The organism is Shewanella sp. Pdp11 (assembly GCF_002838165.1).
Taxonomy (GTDB): Bacteria; Pseudomonadota; Gammaproteobacteria; order Enterobacterales; family Shewanellaceae; genus Shewanella; species Shewanella hafniensis.
Genome location: NZ_CP015194.1, coordinates 485566 through 501063, shown reverse-complemented (window position 1 = coordinate 501063; position 15498 = coordinate 485566). Strand labels below are relative to the sequence as shown.

Genomic DNA, 15498 nt, shown 5'->3' with positions numbered 1-15498 from the left:
TATGCTTCCCTCAAGGTATGGCCTAAAGTGTGCTGGCAATTTAGCTATCGATTTGGTTAGCTTAAGCGACTTCGTGCTGTTTGAGAATCGTCAGCAGTTCTGCGGGTAATTCGGCTTTTTTGCCGGTTTTAAAATTAAACATCACGGCGACTGAAGTGCCTAAGGTGGTTACTGCCTGCTGCTGTTTACTAAAAGCCTGATAATGCATGGTAAATCTATCGCTGTGAATATCGCTAATGCTGACACTTACCAATAAAGTATCGGGGAAAGTCACTGGGCGTTTATAGCGAGCCTGATTTTCGCTGATTACGGGGCCAATGCCGGATTTATACAGGGTATCCAGTGGGAAGAGGCGATTGAAGAAGTCGATACGGGCTGTTTCAAAATAGCGGAAATAGACGACGTTGTTGACGTGTTGCAACGCATCCATTTCGCCCCAAGCCACAGGGATTTCGGTCACTATAGGGTGCTGTGCGAGAAACTTTTCCATTGTGTTTTCAAGTGTGTTTGGCATTGAATTGTCCATCTAAAAATGCGAGTTGAAACGCTCGTTTAAGATGGTCAGACTAGCAGCATAAAGAACAAGCGACAAGCCATAGCGTTATGGACATTTAGCGATAACATTAAGCGAAACAAGGAGTCGAGTGTGATTAAACAAGTGGGCAATACTCTTATTCAGCCAAAACACACAGCATCTTGCCATTGTGGTGCTGTGGTATTGGAATTGTCATTGCCTAATGGCATTGAAAATCCTCGCCGCTGCGATTGCTCAATCTGTCGTCGTAAGGGCGCGATTGTCGGCTCGGTTCCGCTGGCGGGGATTAAGATCCTCAAGGGTGAAGATGTGCTGAAATGCTATGAATTTAATACCAAAACCGCCAAGCATTACTTCTGCTCCAACTGCGGCATTTACACCCATCACCAGCGGCGCTCCAATCCCCATGAATATGGTTACAATATTGGTTGCCTCGAAGGTGTGAATCCCTATGAACTGGGTGAGGTGCCTACTAATGATGGTGTTAATCATCCTGCGGATCGTTAGATTATGAACATAGGTCAGTTTGCTGCACTCACAGGTTTGTCGGCGCACACGCTCAGATATTACGAGAAAATCGGCCTGCTGCAGTCTGTGGTGCGAAATGCGAGCGGGCACCGCGATTATGCTGAGAAAGAGGCGCAGTGGATTGAGTTTATCAATCGCTTAAAAGAAACGGGCATGCCACTAAAGCAGATTTTGACCTATGCCGAGTTGCGTGCTCAAGGCGATACAACCGCAGGCCCGCGGCAGCAATTGCTTGAGCAACATGCCGCACAATTAGCCGAGCGTATTCGCCAAGAGCAGGCGCACCTGATCGCCCTCGAGCAAAAAATCTGCTATTACCAAACGCATTTCAGTGATTAAGCTTAGCGATTCCATTTAGCCACCTATTTAGCGATTCGGTTCAGTCGCTCAGTTCCGCGTTTAAATCCTAATATATTAATATTATTATTTTTTATCTGTCGCTGCTGTCTTCCTGCTTCAAGCATATAACTGCCTATGTTATTCATCAATCAGCCGTTGACTTAGAGTTAACTCTAAGGCGTAAGCTGACTTCTGTGGTCCAATCCAAAGGAGTTAAAAATGAGTAATCAAAGGTATATGCAGGGCTTAGCTAAGCTGACAGAAATCGACGGCGAGGCGGGCGAGAAAGTGATCAACAGTCTGGCAAATATTTGCCCCGACTTGGGCAAGTACATTATCGAATATCCTTTTGGGGATATTTATCAACGTGAAGGACTCGATCTTAAAACACGGGAGTTAGTCACAGTCGCCGCGCTCACAGCATTAGGGCATTGCCAGCCGCAGCTTAACGTCCATATCAACGGCGCGTTGAATGTTGGTTGTACGCCGCAGGAAATCGTCGAAGTGATACTGCAAATGTCGGTTTATGCTGGCTTCCCCGCAGCACTGAATGGCATGTTTGTCGCGAAAGCTGTCTTTGCCGAGCGGGAGTTAAGTGTCGTTTGAGTCTATTCTAAGTTAGGTTCATAACACCTTATGGGTTGTTCTTAAGGTCGCTTTGATTTACTCATAACTATTACTTCTAAATCCCTTTAAACGATATGTCTGCTCCGCGTCATCGACATAGAATCTCGTGGGAGATTCATTTCGCCGTAAGGGAGGACTCGGCAAATTTTGCTAGTGAATTGCCAAAGTTAGTCGCTACACTGGCATAGGTGACGCGAGTATCGCCATAGATTTTGCAGCTTAGATCGACAACTTATGTTCGTCTTAATCGTAAACGGAATTTAAAATTATAATGAATTTAGTTCATTACACTGAATCTGCTTGTCAGTACTTACGGCAAGTCATCAAGCCTTTACTTAGCAAGCTCCTGCTAGAGTTGAGCAAGTTGTGGCACTACCTAAGCCAAGGGTTTGCTAAGTTATCCTTTGCGCAAAAGCTGTATCTTATTGCCTTGATATTGGCCTTTAGTTCCGATTTGATGGGTGTGGTCGCAGTGATTGCTGTCATCGCCATGGCCATCGAGTTTTGGCCTGTGTTCGAGCGGGTCTGGCACAGTCTAGCGGGCAAGGCCGTGTTGTTGCTGTTTTACGCCATTATTGCCAATTTTGCCTTAGGTTGGTCAGGCGCTATAGTGAACGAAGTGGTTGGGGTGTCGGCAAGTCATCTGGATTACACCCATAACTTAGCGATTTTACTCTATATGCCAGCTTGGTTTTTAATGGTGAGCGCGATTGTGCTGCTGGCATTGCAGTTGATTATTCCCATCTATTTAGTATTGATTTTTTTGCTTAAACCTTTAGGTGTCAAATCGTTACGGCTTACCTCGCATACTTCATTTCGTAAAACGACCTTTATGATCCGTATCGTGCTAGCGACTGTGGTTTTGTATCACTTGAGCCTGTTAATTGATCTAGAGACTCGCATTGAAACCTCGTTTCGAAACTTTATTACCTCTCCCCAAGAAGCCGCTAAGCATGCTCCTCGCGAGCCTAAATCGGGACAGTTGCCGGATGCGACCGATGTGCTAACGGCACCTATTGTAGAGCTAACTCAGACAGCTCTTGACTCTGAAAGCGATAAATCGAGCAAGGCCGACAATAGTCATGATGACAGCGAGCAAGAAGAGGAAGAGCGCAAAAGGGCTTACGCCTCGGTGCGAACTCAATATCAGTATTTAGTCCGGCAATGGCTGGCGACGTTCGCTTTCACACTTGAAGCCAATAGCCGTTCGCGTTGTGAAAAGCCCGCCGAGTCGAATGTGATCGAGTTAAATGACTATGAGATTTTGCAGATAACGCCGGATAAGAAAGCGGATTATGGTTATCGTTTTGAGGTGAAAAAGTGTATCTCGGCCGCGTTTCCTTTGACGGAAAAGGTCAAATAAGCTGCCCCATAAAAAGCGACCATAAGGTCGCTTTCATTTTGGCTAAATCAGCTTGGCGGAGTGAGTCGACTATCGTGTTATTCAACAATCACGTTATTCAATCAGTAACTCATCGAAGCTGCTGATGGTGCGGAACTCACCCGTGCGTTGTTTGCTATCGCGTACCATTTGGCAAGTCATCATGCCTGCAGCGTCGGCAGCCTTTAATTCTTCAATCACATCAGACACAAACAGCACTTGCTTAGGGCTTAAGCTGATAGTGTTGAGGATATTGCAGTAAGCCTGTTTATCTAATTTGTTGCCGGTACGGGTGTCAAAATGACCGTTAAACATCTCGGTTAAATCACCGCCGTCACTGTGGCTGAACAACAGTTTTTGCGCATCGACCGAACCCGATGAAAAGCTATAAATACGTAGATTTTGCGCGCTAAAGCGTTTCACTGCTTCAATAAAGTCAGGGAAGATATGGCCCTTAAATTCGCCATGGCCGTAGCCTTGCTTCCAGATCAAGCCTTGCAGGGTTTTGAGCGGTGTTGCTTTACGATCTTCGCTGACCCACTGCTGCAAAATTTCAGTCACGCGTGCTAAGTCCGCATCTGGCTCTAGGGCGATATCTTTAGTGTCACAAATACAGTTTTCAACCAATACATTGTGTTGGTTCTGTTCTAAAAAGTCTGGCAAGGCTTTGACAGAATAGGGGAATAGTACATCTTGGATAAAGTTTAGGTCTGTCGTGGTGCCTGCTGTGTCTACGACTATGGCTCTGATACCCATAATGTTTTGATACTCCACAATATGTTGGCTAAAAAATGCAACTCCGATCCTAAGCGTTATTGGTGAAATTGGCTAGTCTATTTCGCGAGTCTTACCACCGCCATCACAACCAAAATGGGAATGGCTAATATTGGGTATGTGTTTGGCGAAAGGGTTAGGCCGTGATATCGGATTTACTTTCAAGAATACGGGTGTTAACTTCGGCTGATACTTATATATTTGATTTTCAAGGAATGAAATTTATGCGTACGCTATTAATTCTGCTGGTGATTTACTGCTTTGCATTCTTCAGTGTGTCAGCAAATGCCGATAATACCTTTCCCGCTCAACCACAGATGTTAAAGGTCAGTTCGAGCCTGTTAACTGAGCCCGCTGACTTTAAGGTGACATTACCAGCGAGTTACCAATCGAAAGCGGATAAACGCTATGTGGTGCTGGTGGATTTACATCCTCGTAGCCATGGCTATCTCGCTGGAATGGAAGACTGGATGAGTCATAACGGTGGCTGGCCTTGGCTGGAAACCATTATCGTGACGGCGCCAGATGGTCATGCAGGCTTAGGTGAGTTAAAAACTTTAGCCATTAAGCAGCAAGAAAATCAGCAGTTTTTGGATTTTATGGAACAAGATCTACTGCCTGCTATCGACAAACAATATCGCACAAATGGTTTTCGGATCCTTAATGGCTTTACTGGCAATGCCACTTTTAGTCTTTATACGCTTTTGAATCGCCCAAGCCTATTTAATGCTTACATCGCCGCAAGTCCCGTACTGGATGATAACTACGCTTTTGTAATGGCAGATGCTGCAAAGAAGCTCGCAGGGATGAAAGGGAAGCCAAGATTCCTTTTTATGAGCACTAGCGACAGTGATTTCGAACAAAATCAGTTAGCTGACTTTGGCAAGCTTGAAGCCATCATTAAAGCGAACGCCACGGATTCTCTCGACTACCGCATCAAGCGCTTCGATGGCACTTACTATATGACGCAACCTATTTTGGCGACGGCTTATGGTATTGAAGCTATTTTTAACGATGTACACCAAGTGCTTAAGCCTGACTCGACCATATCACGTCAAGGCGTAGCCGCTATTTTGGCGCATTATAAAACCCTGTCGAACGACAAATATGGTTTTGACGTGCCCGCTACCGATTCGCTTATCGCGTTGGCACGTTCCTTCGAGACGACTGATCCTGCCAAAGCTATCGACATTTATCAGCAAACCTTAAAGGCGATCCCAACAGCATTCGAGGCCAGCCATGCATTGGCAAGTGTCTATGCGAGCCAAGGTCAACAAGCTGAAGCGATTAAGTATGAAAAGCAAGCGCTTGAGTTAACGGACCATCCATTCTTCCAAGACAAATACCGTAAACAGTTAGCCGAATATCAGGCGGATAAATAAGTGAATTAACTTTGGCGCTTGCGTTTTACCTGTTTACTCACCGTATAACGCGCACGGGTTTGTGCTAGCCATAAGACTATGGTCTTAATAGCTAAGGGAAATTTTGGCTGTTATTGTAGTTACAGTCCTTTTTCTATCCTGTGGTTTCTATGCAGTGGTTTTTCGGGAGATGAGACTGCGTATTTTCAGCTGCGAATAGAGAGAGATAAATGAAATATTTACCCGCATTTGGTTTTGGTATCTTATTAGCTTTATTGAGTTTTATCAGTTTCTCATTAGTTGCTAGCGCGGGTTATATGCTAGATATGTTAAGTGCTGTACCCAAGATTACGCCGAACAGTGTGGAGTACCTGCTGTTAGGGGCTCACGATGCGAGTTTGCTGATATTGCTAGCAGGTTTAGTGCTTTACGCTTACCACAGGATTTTTCCTAAACTTCCCTTCGATTGGTTCACCGCTGTGTTTATCCAAATGCCACTGGGCTTGGCTGTGTTAGCGTTAGATGGTTTTAGCTTAAACCTATTATCATTCAAAGGTTTTGCGCTGACGCTGACCACTTTAGCCGCTTCCTTTGGGGTGTTAATCATCTTCTGGTTACTACAGCGTAGAGCTAAGCGTTTCGAGTTGAGGTTGAGCTAAAAAATTGAGTAGACTAAAAATATAAGGCCATTAAAGTTGTTTTCAATGGCCTTGATTTTGTGAATTTACAATTTAGTCAGAAGATAGTGTTCGTTGATGCATTTTCTAGAATTGATAACTGAGTGCCAGTTTGTAGTTACGTCCAGGTAAGGTTTTTTCCTCATCATCAGGCCAAACTGAGTAATTCTCATCCATAAGATTCTCAATACCTGCCCTGAGTTCTAGGCTCGCTAACCAAGGCGCCTGATAAGTTAGGTATACACTGTGAAGCTGATAGCCTTCTGCATCCATCTCTCTTTTGAGTTGTGCTTCGGGAAGACGGGTCATATCCATAGCAAAACTCGATGTCCATGACAGTCTCAGTTGTGATATCAGCTGCCAGCTAATTCCTAGATTGATTTTATCTTGGGGGGCGCGGTTGTAGGGCTGGCGAATATCTTCAATGGTACCTAGGTAGAAGTTGGGCATGCCCTCGACATCCATCTTCACTTTGCTGTAATTAGCAAACATATCAATATTATTATATTGATATGTCAATTCTGCCTCGATACCGCTTGAATAGAGCATGCCAATATTTTTACTGGAATAATCTCTGTGCGTGGCTTCTGTTGGGGAGGCAGGTTCTTTTTGGCCATCAACAATTTTGTACATATAAGGTGCCGTGTCGATATAATTTTCCACTTGGGTATCAAACCAGTTGAGTTTGAATAAGAGCCGATCGGCATAAGCAAGTTCGTTGAATACTAAGCCAAATCCAACTTCATAGTTACGGCTATTTTCGGCCTCTAAGTCTGGTTGCGGTTCGCTGTAGCATTGTTTGCTTGGTCTATGACAAATCCATTCATCTTTCTTGTATAGCTCCCTTAAATTTGGCCCACGAAAGCTTTCATTATAGCGACCATAGAGGCGTAACCAGTCTGTCGGTCGAATGGTCAAGCCTGCATTAGCTGACCATGCATTATCCCTATTCTCACCAAATTGTGGGTAGTTATCGGATTCATTCTGATAGGAGTCAAAGCGAAATCCTGCTTCTGTGCTCAGCCAAGTACTGTAATCAGATTCATGTCTTAGGCCAAAAGCGAAGGTTTCTCCTTGGCTTTTCCCATAGTAAGTGCCATTGGTATTCGTGAGTCGATTAAATTCTTCGTCTTGAAATTGGCTGTAATCGAGATTGGTAAAAAGAGTAACTTCACCACGCCAATGGTTAACTTCATGACTTATGCCATTACTCAAGTTAAGGCCGAAGCTCTTATCCTCGAAAGTATCTTTTTTATCGAATGGATATTCAGTTGGGTTGAGTATGATCTTGCCTTGCTGTTCGCGAACTCTTTGGTAGTCTTGATAATAGACTTGTGCTTGCAGATTGACCCAAGGGGAGTGGCTATCGAGGTGATAGGCCAATGACTGGCTTAAACGCTTACCCGTTTCACTTTCGTTTAAGGGTTGATCAATCCAATTAGTGTTATTACCAAAGGGGAGTTCTGCTATTTTGGAATTAGTGTAAAAGGTATCCGAGTCGAAACGGCCTATTGGAGTTTCCAAATTGAGTTTTAAGCGCAGGTCATCATTTTTGCCATCATTTTTTAATATTTCAGTTTGACCTCTAAGTGAGTCTTCATCATCCCTTGGATTAACTTCGACATCGCCAAAGGTACGTCTATTGGCATGCAATGCGATACCTAAATCTTCAGTCGCATAGTAAGCGGTAATTCCACCGCGCCGCATGGAGTCGACATCACCCATACCAGCTCTTACTAACACGCCTGCCCCCGCGTTTCCAGCGGTATAATCCCACGCATTTTTAGTGACAACTTTAATTTGTCCCCCTATAGCACCGCTTCCCGCTGATATGCCGTCGGCTCCACGAGTGACTTCTACTGCTTTAACGACACTGGGGTCTAAATCGAGCGGGCTAATATAACCATTAGTATTGCTTCCATCGCTATACTGTTTGTAATTTACCCCGTCAACTTGGAGGTTAATCCTTTCATTTCCAAAACCGCGAATACTGATATCCCCCATAAGAGGCCTATCGTTATTATTTACACTGATACTTGGGGTTTGCATTAATACATCGGTCAGCTCGGACGCTTGGGTATCTTCGATATATTTATCAGTAATAACAGTAATAGACCTAGGGATTTCAAGTGCTTTTTGTTTTAAATCGAGTTTAGTTCCAATAACTTGTATGACCTCTAGTTTAGTGGCTTCTTCTGTCTTCTTATGGATATCTTCTGCAACTGCGTGGAAGGATAAAAAGGGAAGTAAAGCATAATAGAGAAGAGAATATGGATGAGCTTTCATACAACTAAGTCCTTTTATAGAGAGGCTTTAAAAATCGCAGAGATTTTAAGCTTGTAACACACAAATGCAAACGATTCTCATTTAATTTACATTGTTCAAACAAAGTAAATGTGTTTTGTATGGATGGTTTTATATTTTATAAGATGAGGGATTGCCGAGTTGAAAATGGACGCTGGATTTTAGGGTTGAAATGCCTGTGACGCTCAGAACTGAATTAGAGATTTAATGTGATTGGTATTACTTATTGTTTATTACTAGTAACTGTTTTACAACAGGCTGCTTAACTGTTTTTCGGTCACTAAATTATGTAAAATCATTGGCCTAAATGGATTTGAATCGTAAGAGTAGGAGCCAATGAGTTCGATTGAATTTGATATTCCCGAAGATCACCGTATTGCTTTTCAGAAGTATTACAAACAAAAAGTCGCCCCTAAATGCGCACCGTTTGAAGCTAAACGTGAAGGCGTGAACCAAAGGCGGCGTGAAAATGCCAAGTTCACTACCCCAATCTACTACATAGGTATCACTATTATTTTGGGCGCCTTCGCCGGGCTGCTCGGGGTCCAGTTTATGCTGGTGCCTATGGATTATTTTGTGCCTTTGATGATTATCGCGTTTCTGCCCGCTCCCGTGATAGCGTTAGCGGTCATTGCCTCGGGTAAGGAAAGCAATGAGCTCTATAATGCCGCCTTTGAAAAACTCTATCCCATTAGCCTTAAGTATTTTGGCGATGACTTTGCGCTAACGAGAGAGCCTAAGGTCGATTTCTCTCTCTTCCTTGAGTTGGGGCTGCTGCCTAAAACCGATAAGCAGTATGCGCAAAATTGCCTTAAGGGAACCTATAACAAGGTGCCGTTCCAGTTTTATGAGGTCGATGCTTACAACACTAAAGCGAACGATAATGGCTCGGTTCAGCGGGAGATCATCTTCAATGGTGTGCTACTGGTTTGCAATATTCCTAAGCGATTCAATAGTACTACGCTGTTAGTCACAGATAAGGGCAGTTTAAAAAATCGCCTTGAGGGTTTTAAGACTAAGTTGTCGCGCGTTAAGCTTGAGGACGTAAGGTTCGAGCGACGCTTTGAGGTTTATAGCAGCGACCAAGTCGAGGCGCGCTACTTACTCAATCCCTTGATGATGGAGAATCTGTTGGCTTTGAGCCGCGAGTTAAATGCCGAGGTTGAAGCCTGTTTTTATCAAAAACAGTTGCTGATTAAGATCCCGACAAAACACCACTTCTTTATTAATCAACTCGATTTAGATCGCCCCATCGATTTTAAGCGTAATATCGAGCAAATGTTTACCGAGTTAGGTTACACCTTCTCGATCATCGACACTTTAAAACTTGATAAACATACCGGGCTGTAGTCAGGCTCGTAAATTTAGAGGAATGTATGTCGCCAGATAATCAAATAGTGTTTAAATCGCTGATTGGCTATGGTTCATTTTTCTTTATGATTTGGCTTGTTTTATCAGCGGTACTTATTATATCGGGGTCAGCTACTTTTTCAGTAAAAGGCTTAGTGGGAGCATTTGTAGTGTTACAGATCCCGACGTTATTTTTGATTATTAAAACAAAGCTTCGGATTAATCAAAATCCATAGAAGAGTCAAATACCTGTTATAGGATGTAATGCTAGGCAATACCCCATAAAACATGACTTTTGGCACTTATAGGTGACTCCCACGCTCGTTAATATCAAGCTTCAAACTTTGATGGAGCAAGATTATGAACACGATTTTCACCCTGTCGCAATTTGTGCATATTACCGCGGGCGCACTGGCATTAGTGTTATTTTGGATGCCTGCCATGCTGAAAAAGGGCAGCGCGAACCATAGTCGTTTTGGCCGTTATTATGTTTATGCCATGTATACAGTGGCAGCGACTGGCGTGGCGATGGCAACGACGGGCCTCATTGATCCGCTCGCCGTGATTAAACAGCCTGCGGCCAGCTTGGACGCCTTAGCAGCGCAGATTGCGGATCGTAAAAATGCTTGGATATTTCTCATCTATATCAGCTTATTAACCTTAGTGACCGTTAGGCATGGCGTGTTGGTTCTGCGTTATAAGGCGCAGCGTCAGCAATTAAAATCGCCGCTGCATTTGTCGTTAATGCTGAGCTTAACGCTACTTGGCCCTGTGATGGCGCTATGGGGATACCAAGAAAAGCTGATCCTTGCGATGATTTTCGGCCTGTTAGGCACAACAGTTGGGGCGGGATTCCTACGCTATAGTTTTAAGGCGACCCTGACCAAATTAGAATGGTGGATTGAGCATTTAGGCGCCATGATTGGCTCGGGTATCGCCTGTTACACCGCCTTTTTCGCCTTTGGTGGCAGTCGCTTGTTTATCGACCATGGTAATTTGCGTCTGCTGTCGTGGACACTGCCAGGTGTTATCGGTTTTGTGGTGATCCGCTATTTAAGCGGCAAGTATCAGCGTCGTTTTGCGGATTAACCTGAAACGTAAAAGCATAGGGAGCCGTAAAAACAAAGGGAGCCGTAAAAAGAACAGGGGCCGCCTAAGCTGCCCCGATTTGAGATGATGTGAGCGGTTTTACCCGAACTAAGCCTTGGTCTCGGCGGCAACATTGGCCGCCTTCGCAGACTCGAGCCACTGATCGATTTTTTGCTCTAATAGATCTAAGGGCAAGGCGCCGTTTTCGAGCAACCTGTCGTGGAAGACTTTAATATCAAACTTATCGCCCAAGGCTTTTTTGGCCTTAGTGCGCAATTCGATAATTTTCAGCTCGCCCAGCTTGTAACCTAAGGCTTGCCCCGGCCAAACCACATAGCGCTCGATTTCGCCCGTGGCTTCAGAGAGGTGTATTCCCTCAGTAGCCACCGCATAATCAATGGCTTGCTCACGGCTCCAATCCTTGGCATGCATACCCGTGTCGACCACTAAGCGCACCGCGCGGTGTAACTCAGACTGCAAGCGGCCAAGGTCATTAATCGGATTATCCTGATACATGCCCATCTCGGCGGCTAAACGCTCGGCATACAGCGCCCAACCTTCCCCCGCGGCATTAGAGTAAAAAATGGTACTCAGCAGCGGCAAGGTATCCGACAGACCGATGAGCGTCTGTAGATGATGGCCGGGATTGGTCTCGTGGTAGGTTAAGGTTTGCAGCGAATAGGAGGGCAGCGCCGCCATATCGTACAGACTTATCCAGAAGGTGCCCTTACGCGAACCATCCTGTGAAGGCGCATCGTAAAATGCGCCGCTGGTCGCGGCGGCGCGGCTATCGGGCACTGCTTCAACCGCGACGTCTTGATTCGGTAACAGCCCAAACCATAACGGCAATTTGGTATTCACTTTGGCGAGATAGCCGTGAATGTCCGTCATTAATTGCTGTTTACCCTCGGCGGTGTTGGGGTAGATGTATTTAGGATCCTTGAGCAATCGCTGCATGCGCTCGCCAACTGTGCCTTTGCGGTAACCCACTTGTTTGAGTAACACATCCATCTCGGTGGTAATGCGGGCAACTTCATCTAACCCTAGTTGGTGGATCTCATCTGGGGTCATCTCCGAATTGGCGAGGTGTTTAATCATCGCCTTGTAGAGTTTAGCGCCTTGAGGTTGGTGGCCGAGTCCCGCCACATGGGTGGCCTTGAGGCGCACGGCTTGCAGTGCGGAAATCAACTGGCGCGTCGCAGGGTAATATTTAGTATCCACCAACTCGGCGGCAGAGTTCGCCAACGCCTCACTTTCAGGTACTTGGGCGGCGGTTAATTTGGCTTTAAAACTGCTGACTAAGGGATGCTCATTAGCATGGTGCACTAACTGTTGCTGCAACACGGCTATGGTCTTATCGATAATAAAGTCGGGTGGGATCACCCCCATTTGCACATCTTGATCCAGCTTATCGATAACTGTGCCCATGGCGGCTGGGTACATGGTTAAGCGGTTGAGATAGGCCTTAGCTTGTTCTGGGGTGGTGACCGCAAACTTATCTTCCATATACCCCGGAAATTCAACATGCAATCCAGATAAGTGGTTGACAACATATGGTAAAAACCAAACGCCGTATTCACCGATCATAGTGCCATAGGCCACGGTTTCGGCAGGTAACAGGGCACCAGCGATTTCGGATTTTATCGAGCCTAAACTCACTTGCTCCGAGGCGCTAAGCTGGCTGGCATCGATAGCATTGAGTTCAGCTAATATGGCCTTAAGCGCTTTACGGCGATGATTTTCCCCCGATGGGCTGTAATCGGTCAGCTTAGAGAGCACATCCTTGCCCGCCTCATCATCGGCCACGCCATAATAGGTGGCGATTTCGGGTCTTAGGGCAAAATAACGCTGGGTGATTGGCGCGAGTTGCTGCTTAAGGCTCAGTACCTGAACGGTTTCGGCCTTGGCTTGCTCGGTGGTTTGATTGGTCTGCGTTGTGTTTGGATCGCTACAACCTGTTGCTAACATGGCCAGCATTAACGCATTTATTATTCTTTTCATCGGGTTACTCATACAAAGACATTGAGGCAAATCCGTTATTGAACCTATACCTCAAGTGTTAATCCGTGATTAGTGTGATCAAGCTCAAATTTGAACGGTTATCCTAGCAGTTTATTGCAACCAAACCGCAAAAATTTTTGTTGCTAGTTTTATTGATACTTTGGAGTGAGGAGAGAGGATTCGTTGTCCGGGAACTAATGGAATCCTTGTGGAACACTATCATGGGCAGCCACCATCGAATAAGTGGATTTCAAATGGATTCTCATCCACATAAAACAGTAAAGCGCCTAATTCATGCCTAACAGAGAAGGCATTACTCATCATGACTTCTGGTGCCGACAGACAATACCATTGAGGCTCATCTTGTTGACGTTGCTGCCATTCAGCGGTTAATTTTTGTGACTGAGCGATTAATTGCTGTCTTTGTGTTGTAACTGGGAAAAGTTGTCCTAGGTAATATTAAAAATGAGCGCTTGCTCAAAGGTTTTTACATCCTGAGTGATTTTACTGAACTTAGCGGATATGGGATTATCAGAGGATTAAGCAAGCCTCAGATTTTTTATGTTGATTAAGGAGTTGTTGATGAGAAAAACCGCACTGTCGAGCCTTGTTTTTGCCCTGTTTCTAGGTGCTCCGCTGGCGAATGCCGCTAATATCACTACTGAATTTAAATCGGTCGAAAATATAAAAGATGTGAGGGCATTACAGCAGCAAGCGCCACAGCTATTAAGTTCGGGTTTACCGAATGAACAACAGTTTCAACAGCTTAAACAGGCGGGTGTGGATGTAGTGATCAACCTTATGTCGGACAGTAGCAAAGATGCTCATCCCGATGAAAGAAAACTCGTGACTCAGGCCGGAATGGAGTACGTGTATATTCCCGTGGATTGGCAAAACCCTAAAGTAGAAGATGTTGAAGCCTTCTTTACAGTAATGGAACAGCATAAGGGGAAAAATGTGTTAGTTCATTGCCTTGCTAATTATCGCGCCTCAGCGTTTGCTTATTTATATCAGTTAAAGCAAGGCCAAAAGCCTGAGATAGAAAAGACCATGGCGCCCTGGAATGGGGAGTTATCGAGCTATCCTAAGTGGCAGGCATTGTTAGCGGATGTTAGCCAAAAATACAGTTTTTAAGCTCAGTATAGTTGACACTGTCAATTAGTCTCAATATGGTTGATTAAGTCAATTATATCGAGAGCCTTCTATGCCTTCATTGTCACTCAGTGAAACTTTGCACAGATTAGTGCATGCTTACAAAAAGCAATTGCGTAGCGATATTGCTGCACAAGAGATTGATTTACCTGTCACTCATATCCGTGCCTTGAAGGGGGTGTGTCGCAATCCTGAATCGACGGCCCAGTCTATTGCCCTGCGAATGCAGCGGGATAAAGCACAAATTACCCGTGTTCTTAATGAGCTACAGCAGGGCGGGTTGATCACTAAAATCGATAACCCAAAGGATGGCCGCAGCCAGTTGCTGCGACCCACGGCTGAGGGGGAAAAGATCATGACCCAGATCAGTACCTCAGAACGCAAAACTGTAGCGCGCATGACGCAGGCGCTCAGTTCAGCCGAAGTCGATACTTTTATTAAACTTGCCAATCGGATTAGCAAAAGTGTGGATGAGGCGACTGCCGCCAAAAGTGAAACTGATTGCCTTACTCAAAAAAGACCATCTAGTCAGCCAAAAGACATGACTGGCAAAGGAGCCATTGAGTTGCGCTTAACGGCAGAAAACGCAATAGGAGAAAATCATAATGAATAAACCTGCACCACGTGAGCTAGAAGTGATCCGCGCAACTTATATCACTCCGCATATGTTACGCATCACCTTAGGCGGTGCGGGATTGGCTGGATTTCCTGTCGATCAAGAGAGTGCCTATATCAAGTTGTTATTCCCACAAGCGGGTGAGCGTCCATTAATGCGAACTTACACTATCCGTCAGCAACGCAATGATGAAATCGATGTGGATTTTGTGCTGCACGATACCGACGGCCCCGCATCGAGTTGGGCGAAAACGGCGCAGGTGGGCGAACTCATTCAAATTGGCGGACCCGGACTTAAAAAACTGATCAACTTTGAGGCGGATTGGTTTTTACTCGCAGGTGATATGACAGCCTTGCCCGCCATTAGCGTGAATCTGGCAAAATTGCCAAACAATGCAGTGGGTTACGCTGTGATTGAAGTGCTAAGCGAGGCCGACATTCAGCCTCTCGTACATCCTGAACATGTTGAGCTGCATTGGGTGATCAATCCTGAAGCCGATCCCGAAGGTCGCCCTTTGGTTGAGCGAATTGCCCAATTACCTTGGCTTGCTGGCGAGCCAGCCGTATGGATTGCCTGTGAATTTAATAGCATGCGCGCGTTGAGAAGGCATTTTAAGCAAGCGCATTCATTGCCTAAGAGCCATTTTTATACCTCGAGCTATTGGAAAATCGGTTGTAACGAAGGTGAGCATAAGCTGGTAAAACAAGAAGATGAACAGTTAGAAAATGGGGCCAGTGTTTAAATTCAGATAAGGTCGCCAAGTT

At 45.2% G+C, this 15498-nt stretch carries 16 protein-coding genes; 12 read left to right on the top strand and 4 right to left on the bottom strand.

Annotated elements, in window-relative coordinates; translation table 11 throughout:
* Positions 1 to 61: 61 nt before the first annotated feature.
* The gene (locus AYJ58_RS02385; protein WP_106651727.1) at positions 62 to 490 is read right to left on the bottom strand and encodes an acyl-CoA thioesterase; all 429 of its coding nucleotides are present in this window, start codon (positions 488 to 490) and stop codon (positions 62 to 64) included.
* A gap of 156 nt (positions 491 to 646) precedes the next feature.
* On the opposite strand from AYJ58_RS02385, the gene AYJ58_RS02380 reads away from it, so the two are divergent.
* From AYJ58_RS02380 to AYJ58_RS02365, 4 genes are all read left to right on the top strand, one after another.
* Positions 647 to 1042 (top strand): GFA family protein, encoded by a 396-nt coding sequence (locus tag AYJ58_RS02380; protein ID WP_106648638.1) that lies wholly within the window; start codon positions 647 to 649, stop codon positions 1040 to 1042.
* Between the two features lie 3 nt (positions 1043 to 1045).
* On the top strand, positions 1046 to 1402 hold the full coding sequence (locus AYJ58_RS02375) for a MerR family transcriptional regulator (RefSeq protein WP_106648636.1): 357 nt from the start codon (positions 1046 to 1048) through the stop codon (positions 1400 to 1402).
* A gap of 219 nt (positions 1403 to 1621) precedes the next feature.
* Entirely contained in the window at positions 1622 to 2008 is a 387-nt protein-coding gene (locus AYJ58_RS02370) for a carboxymuconolactone decarboxylase family protein (protein WP_106648633.1), read from the top strand.
* 292 nt (positions 2009 to 2300) lie between these two features.
* Positions 2301 to 3392: a hypothetical protein gene (locus AYJ58_RS02365; RefSeq protein ID WP_106648631.1), complete on the top strand. Its 1092-nt coding sequence runs from the start codon at positions 2301 to 2303 to the stop codon at positions 3390 to 3392.
* 93 nt (positions 3393 to 3485) lie between these two features.
* Here the strand turns inward: AYJ58_RS02365 and mtnC are convergent, their stop codons facing one another.
* On the bottom strand, positions 3486 to 4166 hold the full coding sequence (gene mtnC, locus AYJ58_RS02360; protein WP_106648629.1) for an acireductone synthase: 681 nt from the start codon (positions 4164 to 4166) through the stop codon (positions 3486 to 3488).
* A gap of 242 nt (positions 4167 to 4408) precedes the next feature.
* Here mtnC and AYJ58_RS02355 point away from each other — a divergent pair, with 242 nt between their 5' ends.
* Both AYJ58_RS02355 and AYJ58_RS02350 read left to right on the top strand, forming a co-directional pair.
* On the top strand, positions 4409 to 5566 hold the full coding sequence (locus tag AYJ58_RS02355) for an alpha/beta hydrolase-fold protein (RefSeq protein WP_232790849.1): 1158 nt from the start codon (positions 4409 to 4411) through the stop codon (positions 5564 to 5566).
* 209 nt (positions 5567 to 5775) lie between these two features.
* The gene (locus AYJ58_RS02350; protein WP_106648624.1) at positions 5776 to 6204 is read left to right on the top strand and encodes a hypothetical protein; all 429 of its coding nucleotides are present in this window, start codon (positions 5776 to 5778) and stop codon (positions 6202 to 6204) included.
* A 105-nt stretch (positions 6205 to 6309) separates the two neighbouring features.
* Here the strand turns inward: AYJ58_RS02350 and AYJ58_RS02345 are convergent, their stop codons facing one another.
* Positions 6310 to 8508: a TonB-dependent receptor domain-containing protein gene (locus AYJ58_RS02345; protein ID WP_106648622.1), complete on the bottom strand. Its 2199-nt coding sequence runs from the start codon at positions 8506 to 8508 to the stop codon at positions 6310 to 6312.
* A gap of 354 nt (positions 8509 to 8862) precedes the next feature.
* Between AYJ58_RS02345 and AYJ58_RS02340 the strand changes: the two genes are divergently transcribed.
* From AYJ58_RS02340 to AYJ58_RS02330, 3 genes are all read left to right on the top strand, one after another.
* Positions 8863 to 9876, top strand: a complete 1014-nt coding sequence (locus AYJ58_RS02340; protein WP_106648620.1) for a DUF3137 domain-containing protein — start codon at positions 8863 to 8865, stop codon at positions 9874 to 9876.
* 26 nt (positions 9877 to 9902) lie between these two features.
* Positions 9903 to 10112 (top strand): hypothetical protein, encoded by a 210-nt coding sequence (locus tag AYJ58_RS02335; RefSeq protein ID WP_106648618.1) that lies wholly within the window; start codon positions 9903 to 9905, stop codon positions 10110 to 10112.
* Positions 10113 to 10236: 124 nt separating this feature from the next.
* The gene (locus tag AYJ58_RS02330) at positions 10237 to 10965 is read left to right on the top strand and encodes a hypothetical protein (RefSeq protein WP_106648616.1); all 729 of its coding nucleotides are present in this window, start codon (positions 10237 to 10239) and stop codon (positions 10963 to 10965) included.
* A gap of 108 nt (positions 10966 to 11073) precedes the next feature.
* Here the strand turns inward: AYJ58_RS02330 and AYJ58_RS02325 are convergent, their stop codons facing one another.
* Complete coding sequence (locus AYJ58_RS02325) at positions 11074 to 12966, bottom strand: DUF885 domain-containing protein (protein ID WP_232790848.1); 1893 nt, start codon at positions 12964 to 12966, stop codon at positions 11074 to 11076.
* Between the two features lie 582 nt (positions 12967 to 13548).
* On the opposite strand from AYJ58_RS02325, the gene AYJ58_RS02315 reads away from it, so the two are divergent.
* From AYJ58_RS02315 to AYJ58_RS02305, 3 genes are all read left to right on the top strand, one after another.
* Entirely contained in the window at positions 13549 to 14100 is a 552-nt protein-coding gene (locus tag AYJ58_RS02315) for a protein tyrosine phosphatase family protein (protein ID WP_106648612.1), read from the top strand.
* Between the two features lie 70 nt (positions 14101 to 14170).
* Complete coding sequence (locus AYJ58_RS02310; RefSeq protein WP_106648610.1) at positions 14171 to 14731, top strand: MarR family winged helix-turn-helix transcriptional regulator; 561 nt, start codon at positions 14171 to 14173, stop codon at positions 14729 to 14731.
* Positions 14724 to 15476 carry a siderophore-interacting protein gene (locus AYJ58_RS02305; protein ID WP_106648609.1) on the top strand — a complete coding sequence of 251 codons (753 nt, stop codon included), beginning with the start codon at positions 14724 to 14726 and terminating at the stop codon, positions 15474 to 15476. The genes AYJ58_RS02310 and AYJ58_RS02305 overlap by 8 nt, the downstream gene beginning before the upstream one ends.
* Positions 15477 to 15498 lie beyond the last annotated feature (22 nt).

Excerpts from the sequence above, each read along its gene's own strand:
- AYJ58_RS02375 (WP_106648636.1), top strand. The coding sequence starts at position 1,046 with ATGAACATAGGTCAGTTTGCTGCACTCACAGGTTTGTCGGCGCACACG.
- AYJ58_RS02335 (WP_106648618.1), top strand. The coding sequence starts at position 9,903 with ATGTCGCCAGATAATCAAATAGTGTTTAAATCGCTGATTGGCTATGGT.
- AYJ58_RS02345 (WP_106648622.1), bottom strand. The coding sequence starts at position 8,508 with ATGAAAGCTCATCCATATTCTCTTCTCTATTATGCTTTACTTCCCTTT.
- AYJ58_RS02385 (WP_106651727.1), bottom strand. The coding sequence starts at position 490 with ATGGAAAAGTTTCTCGCACAGCACCCTATAGTGACCGAAATCCCTGTG.
- AYJ58_RS02305 (WP_106648609.1), top strand. The coding sequence starts at position 14,724 with ATGAATAAACCTGCACCACGTGAGCTAGAAGTGATCCGCGCAACTTAT.
- AYJ58_RS02350 (WP_106648624.1), top strand. The coding sequence starts at position 5,776 with ATGAAATATTTACCCGCATTTGGTTTTGGTATCTTATTAGCTTTATTG.
- mtnC (WP_106648629.1), bottom strand. The coding sequence starts at position 4,166 with ATGGGTATCAGAGCCATAGTCGTAGACACAGCAGGCACCACGACAGAC.
- AYJ58_RS02365 (WP_106648631.1), top strand. The coding sequence starts at position 2,301 with ATGAATTTAGTTCATTACACTGAATCTGCTTGTCAGTACTTACGGCAA.
- AYJ58_RS02325 (WP_232790848.1), bottom strand. The coding sequence starts at position 12,966 with ATGAAAAGAATAATAAATGCGTTAATGCTGGCCATGTTAGCAACAGGT.
- AYJ58_RS02355 (WP_232790849.1), top strand. The coding sequence starts at position 4,409 with ATGCGTACGCTATTAATTCTGCTGGTGATTTACTGCTTTGCATTCTTC.
- AYJ58_RS02370 (WP_106648633.1), top strand. The coding sequence starts at position 1,622 with ATGAGTAATCAAAGGTATATGCAGGGCTTAGCTAAGCTGACAGAAATC.
- AYJ58_RS02315 (WP_106648612.1), top strand. The coding sequence starts at position 13,549 with ATGAGAAAAACCGCACTGTCGAGCCTTGTTTTTGCCCTGTTTCTAGGT.
- AYJ58_RS02310 (WP_106648610.1), top strand. The coding sequence starts at position 14,171 with ATGCCTTCATTGTCACTCAGTGAAACTTTGCACAGATTAGTGCATGCT.
- AYJ58_RS02330 (WP_106648616.1), top strand. The coding sequence starts at position 10,237 with ATGAACACGATTTTCACCCTGTCGCAATTTGTGCATATTACCGCGGGC.
- AYJ58_RS02340 (WP_106648620.1), top strand. The coding sequence starts at position 8,863 with ATGAGTTCGATTGAATTTGATATTCCCGAAGATCACCGTATTGCTTTT.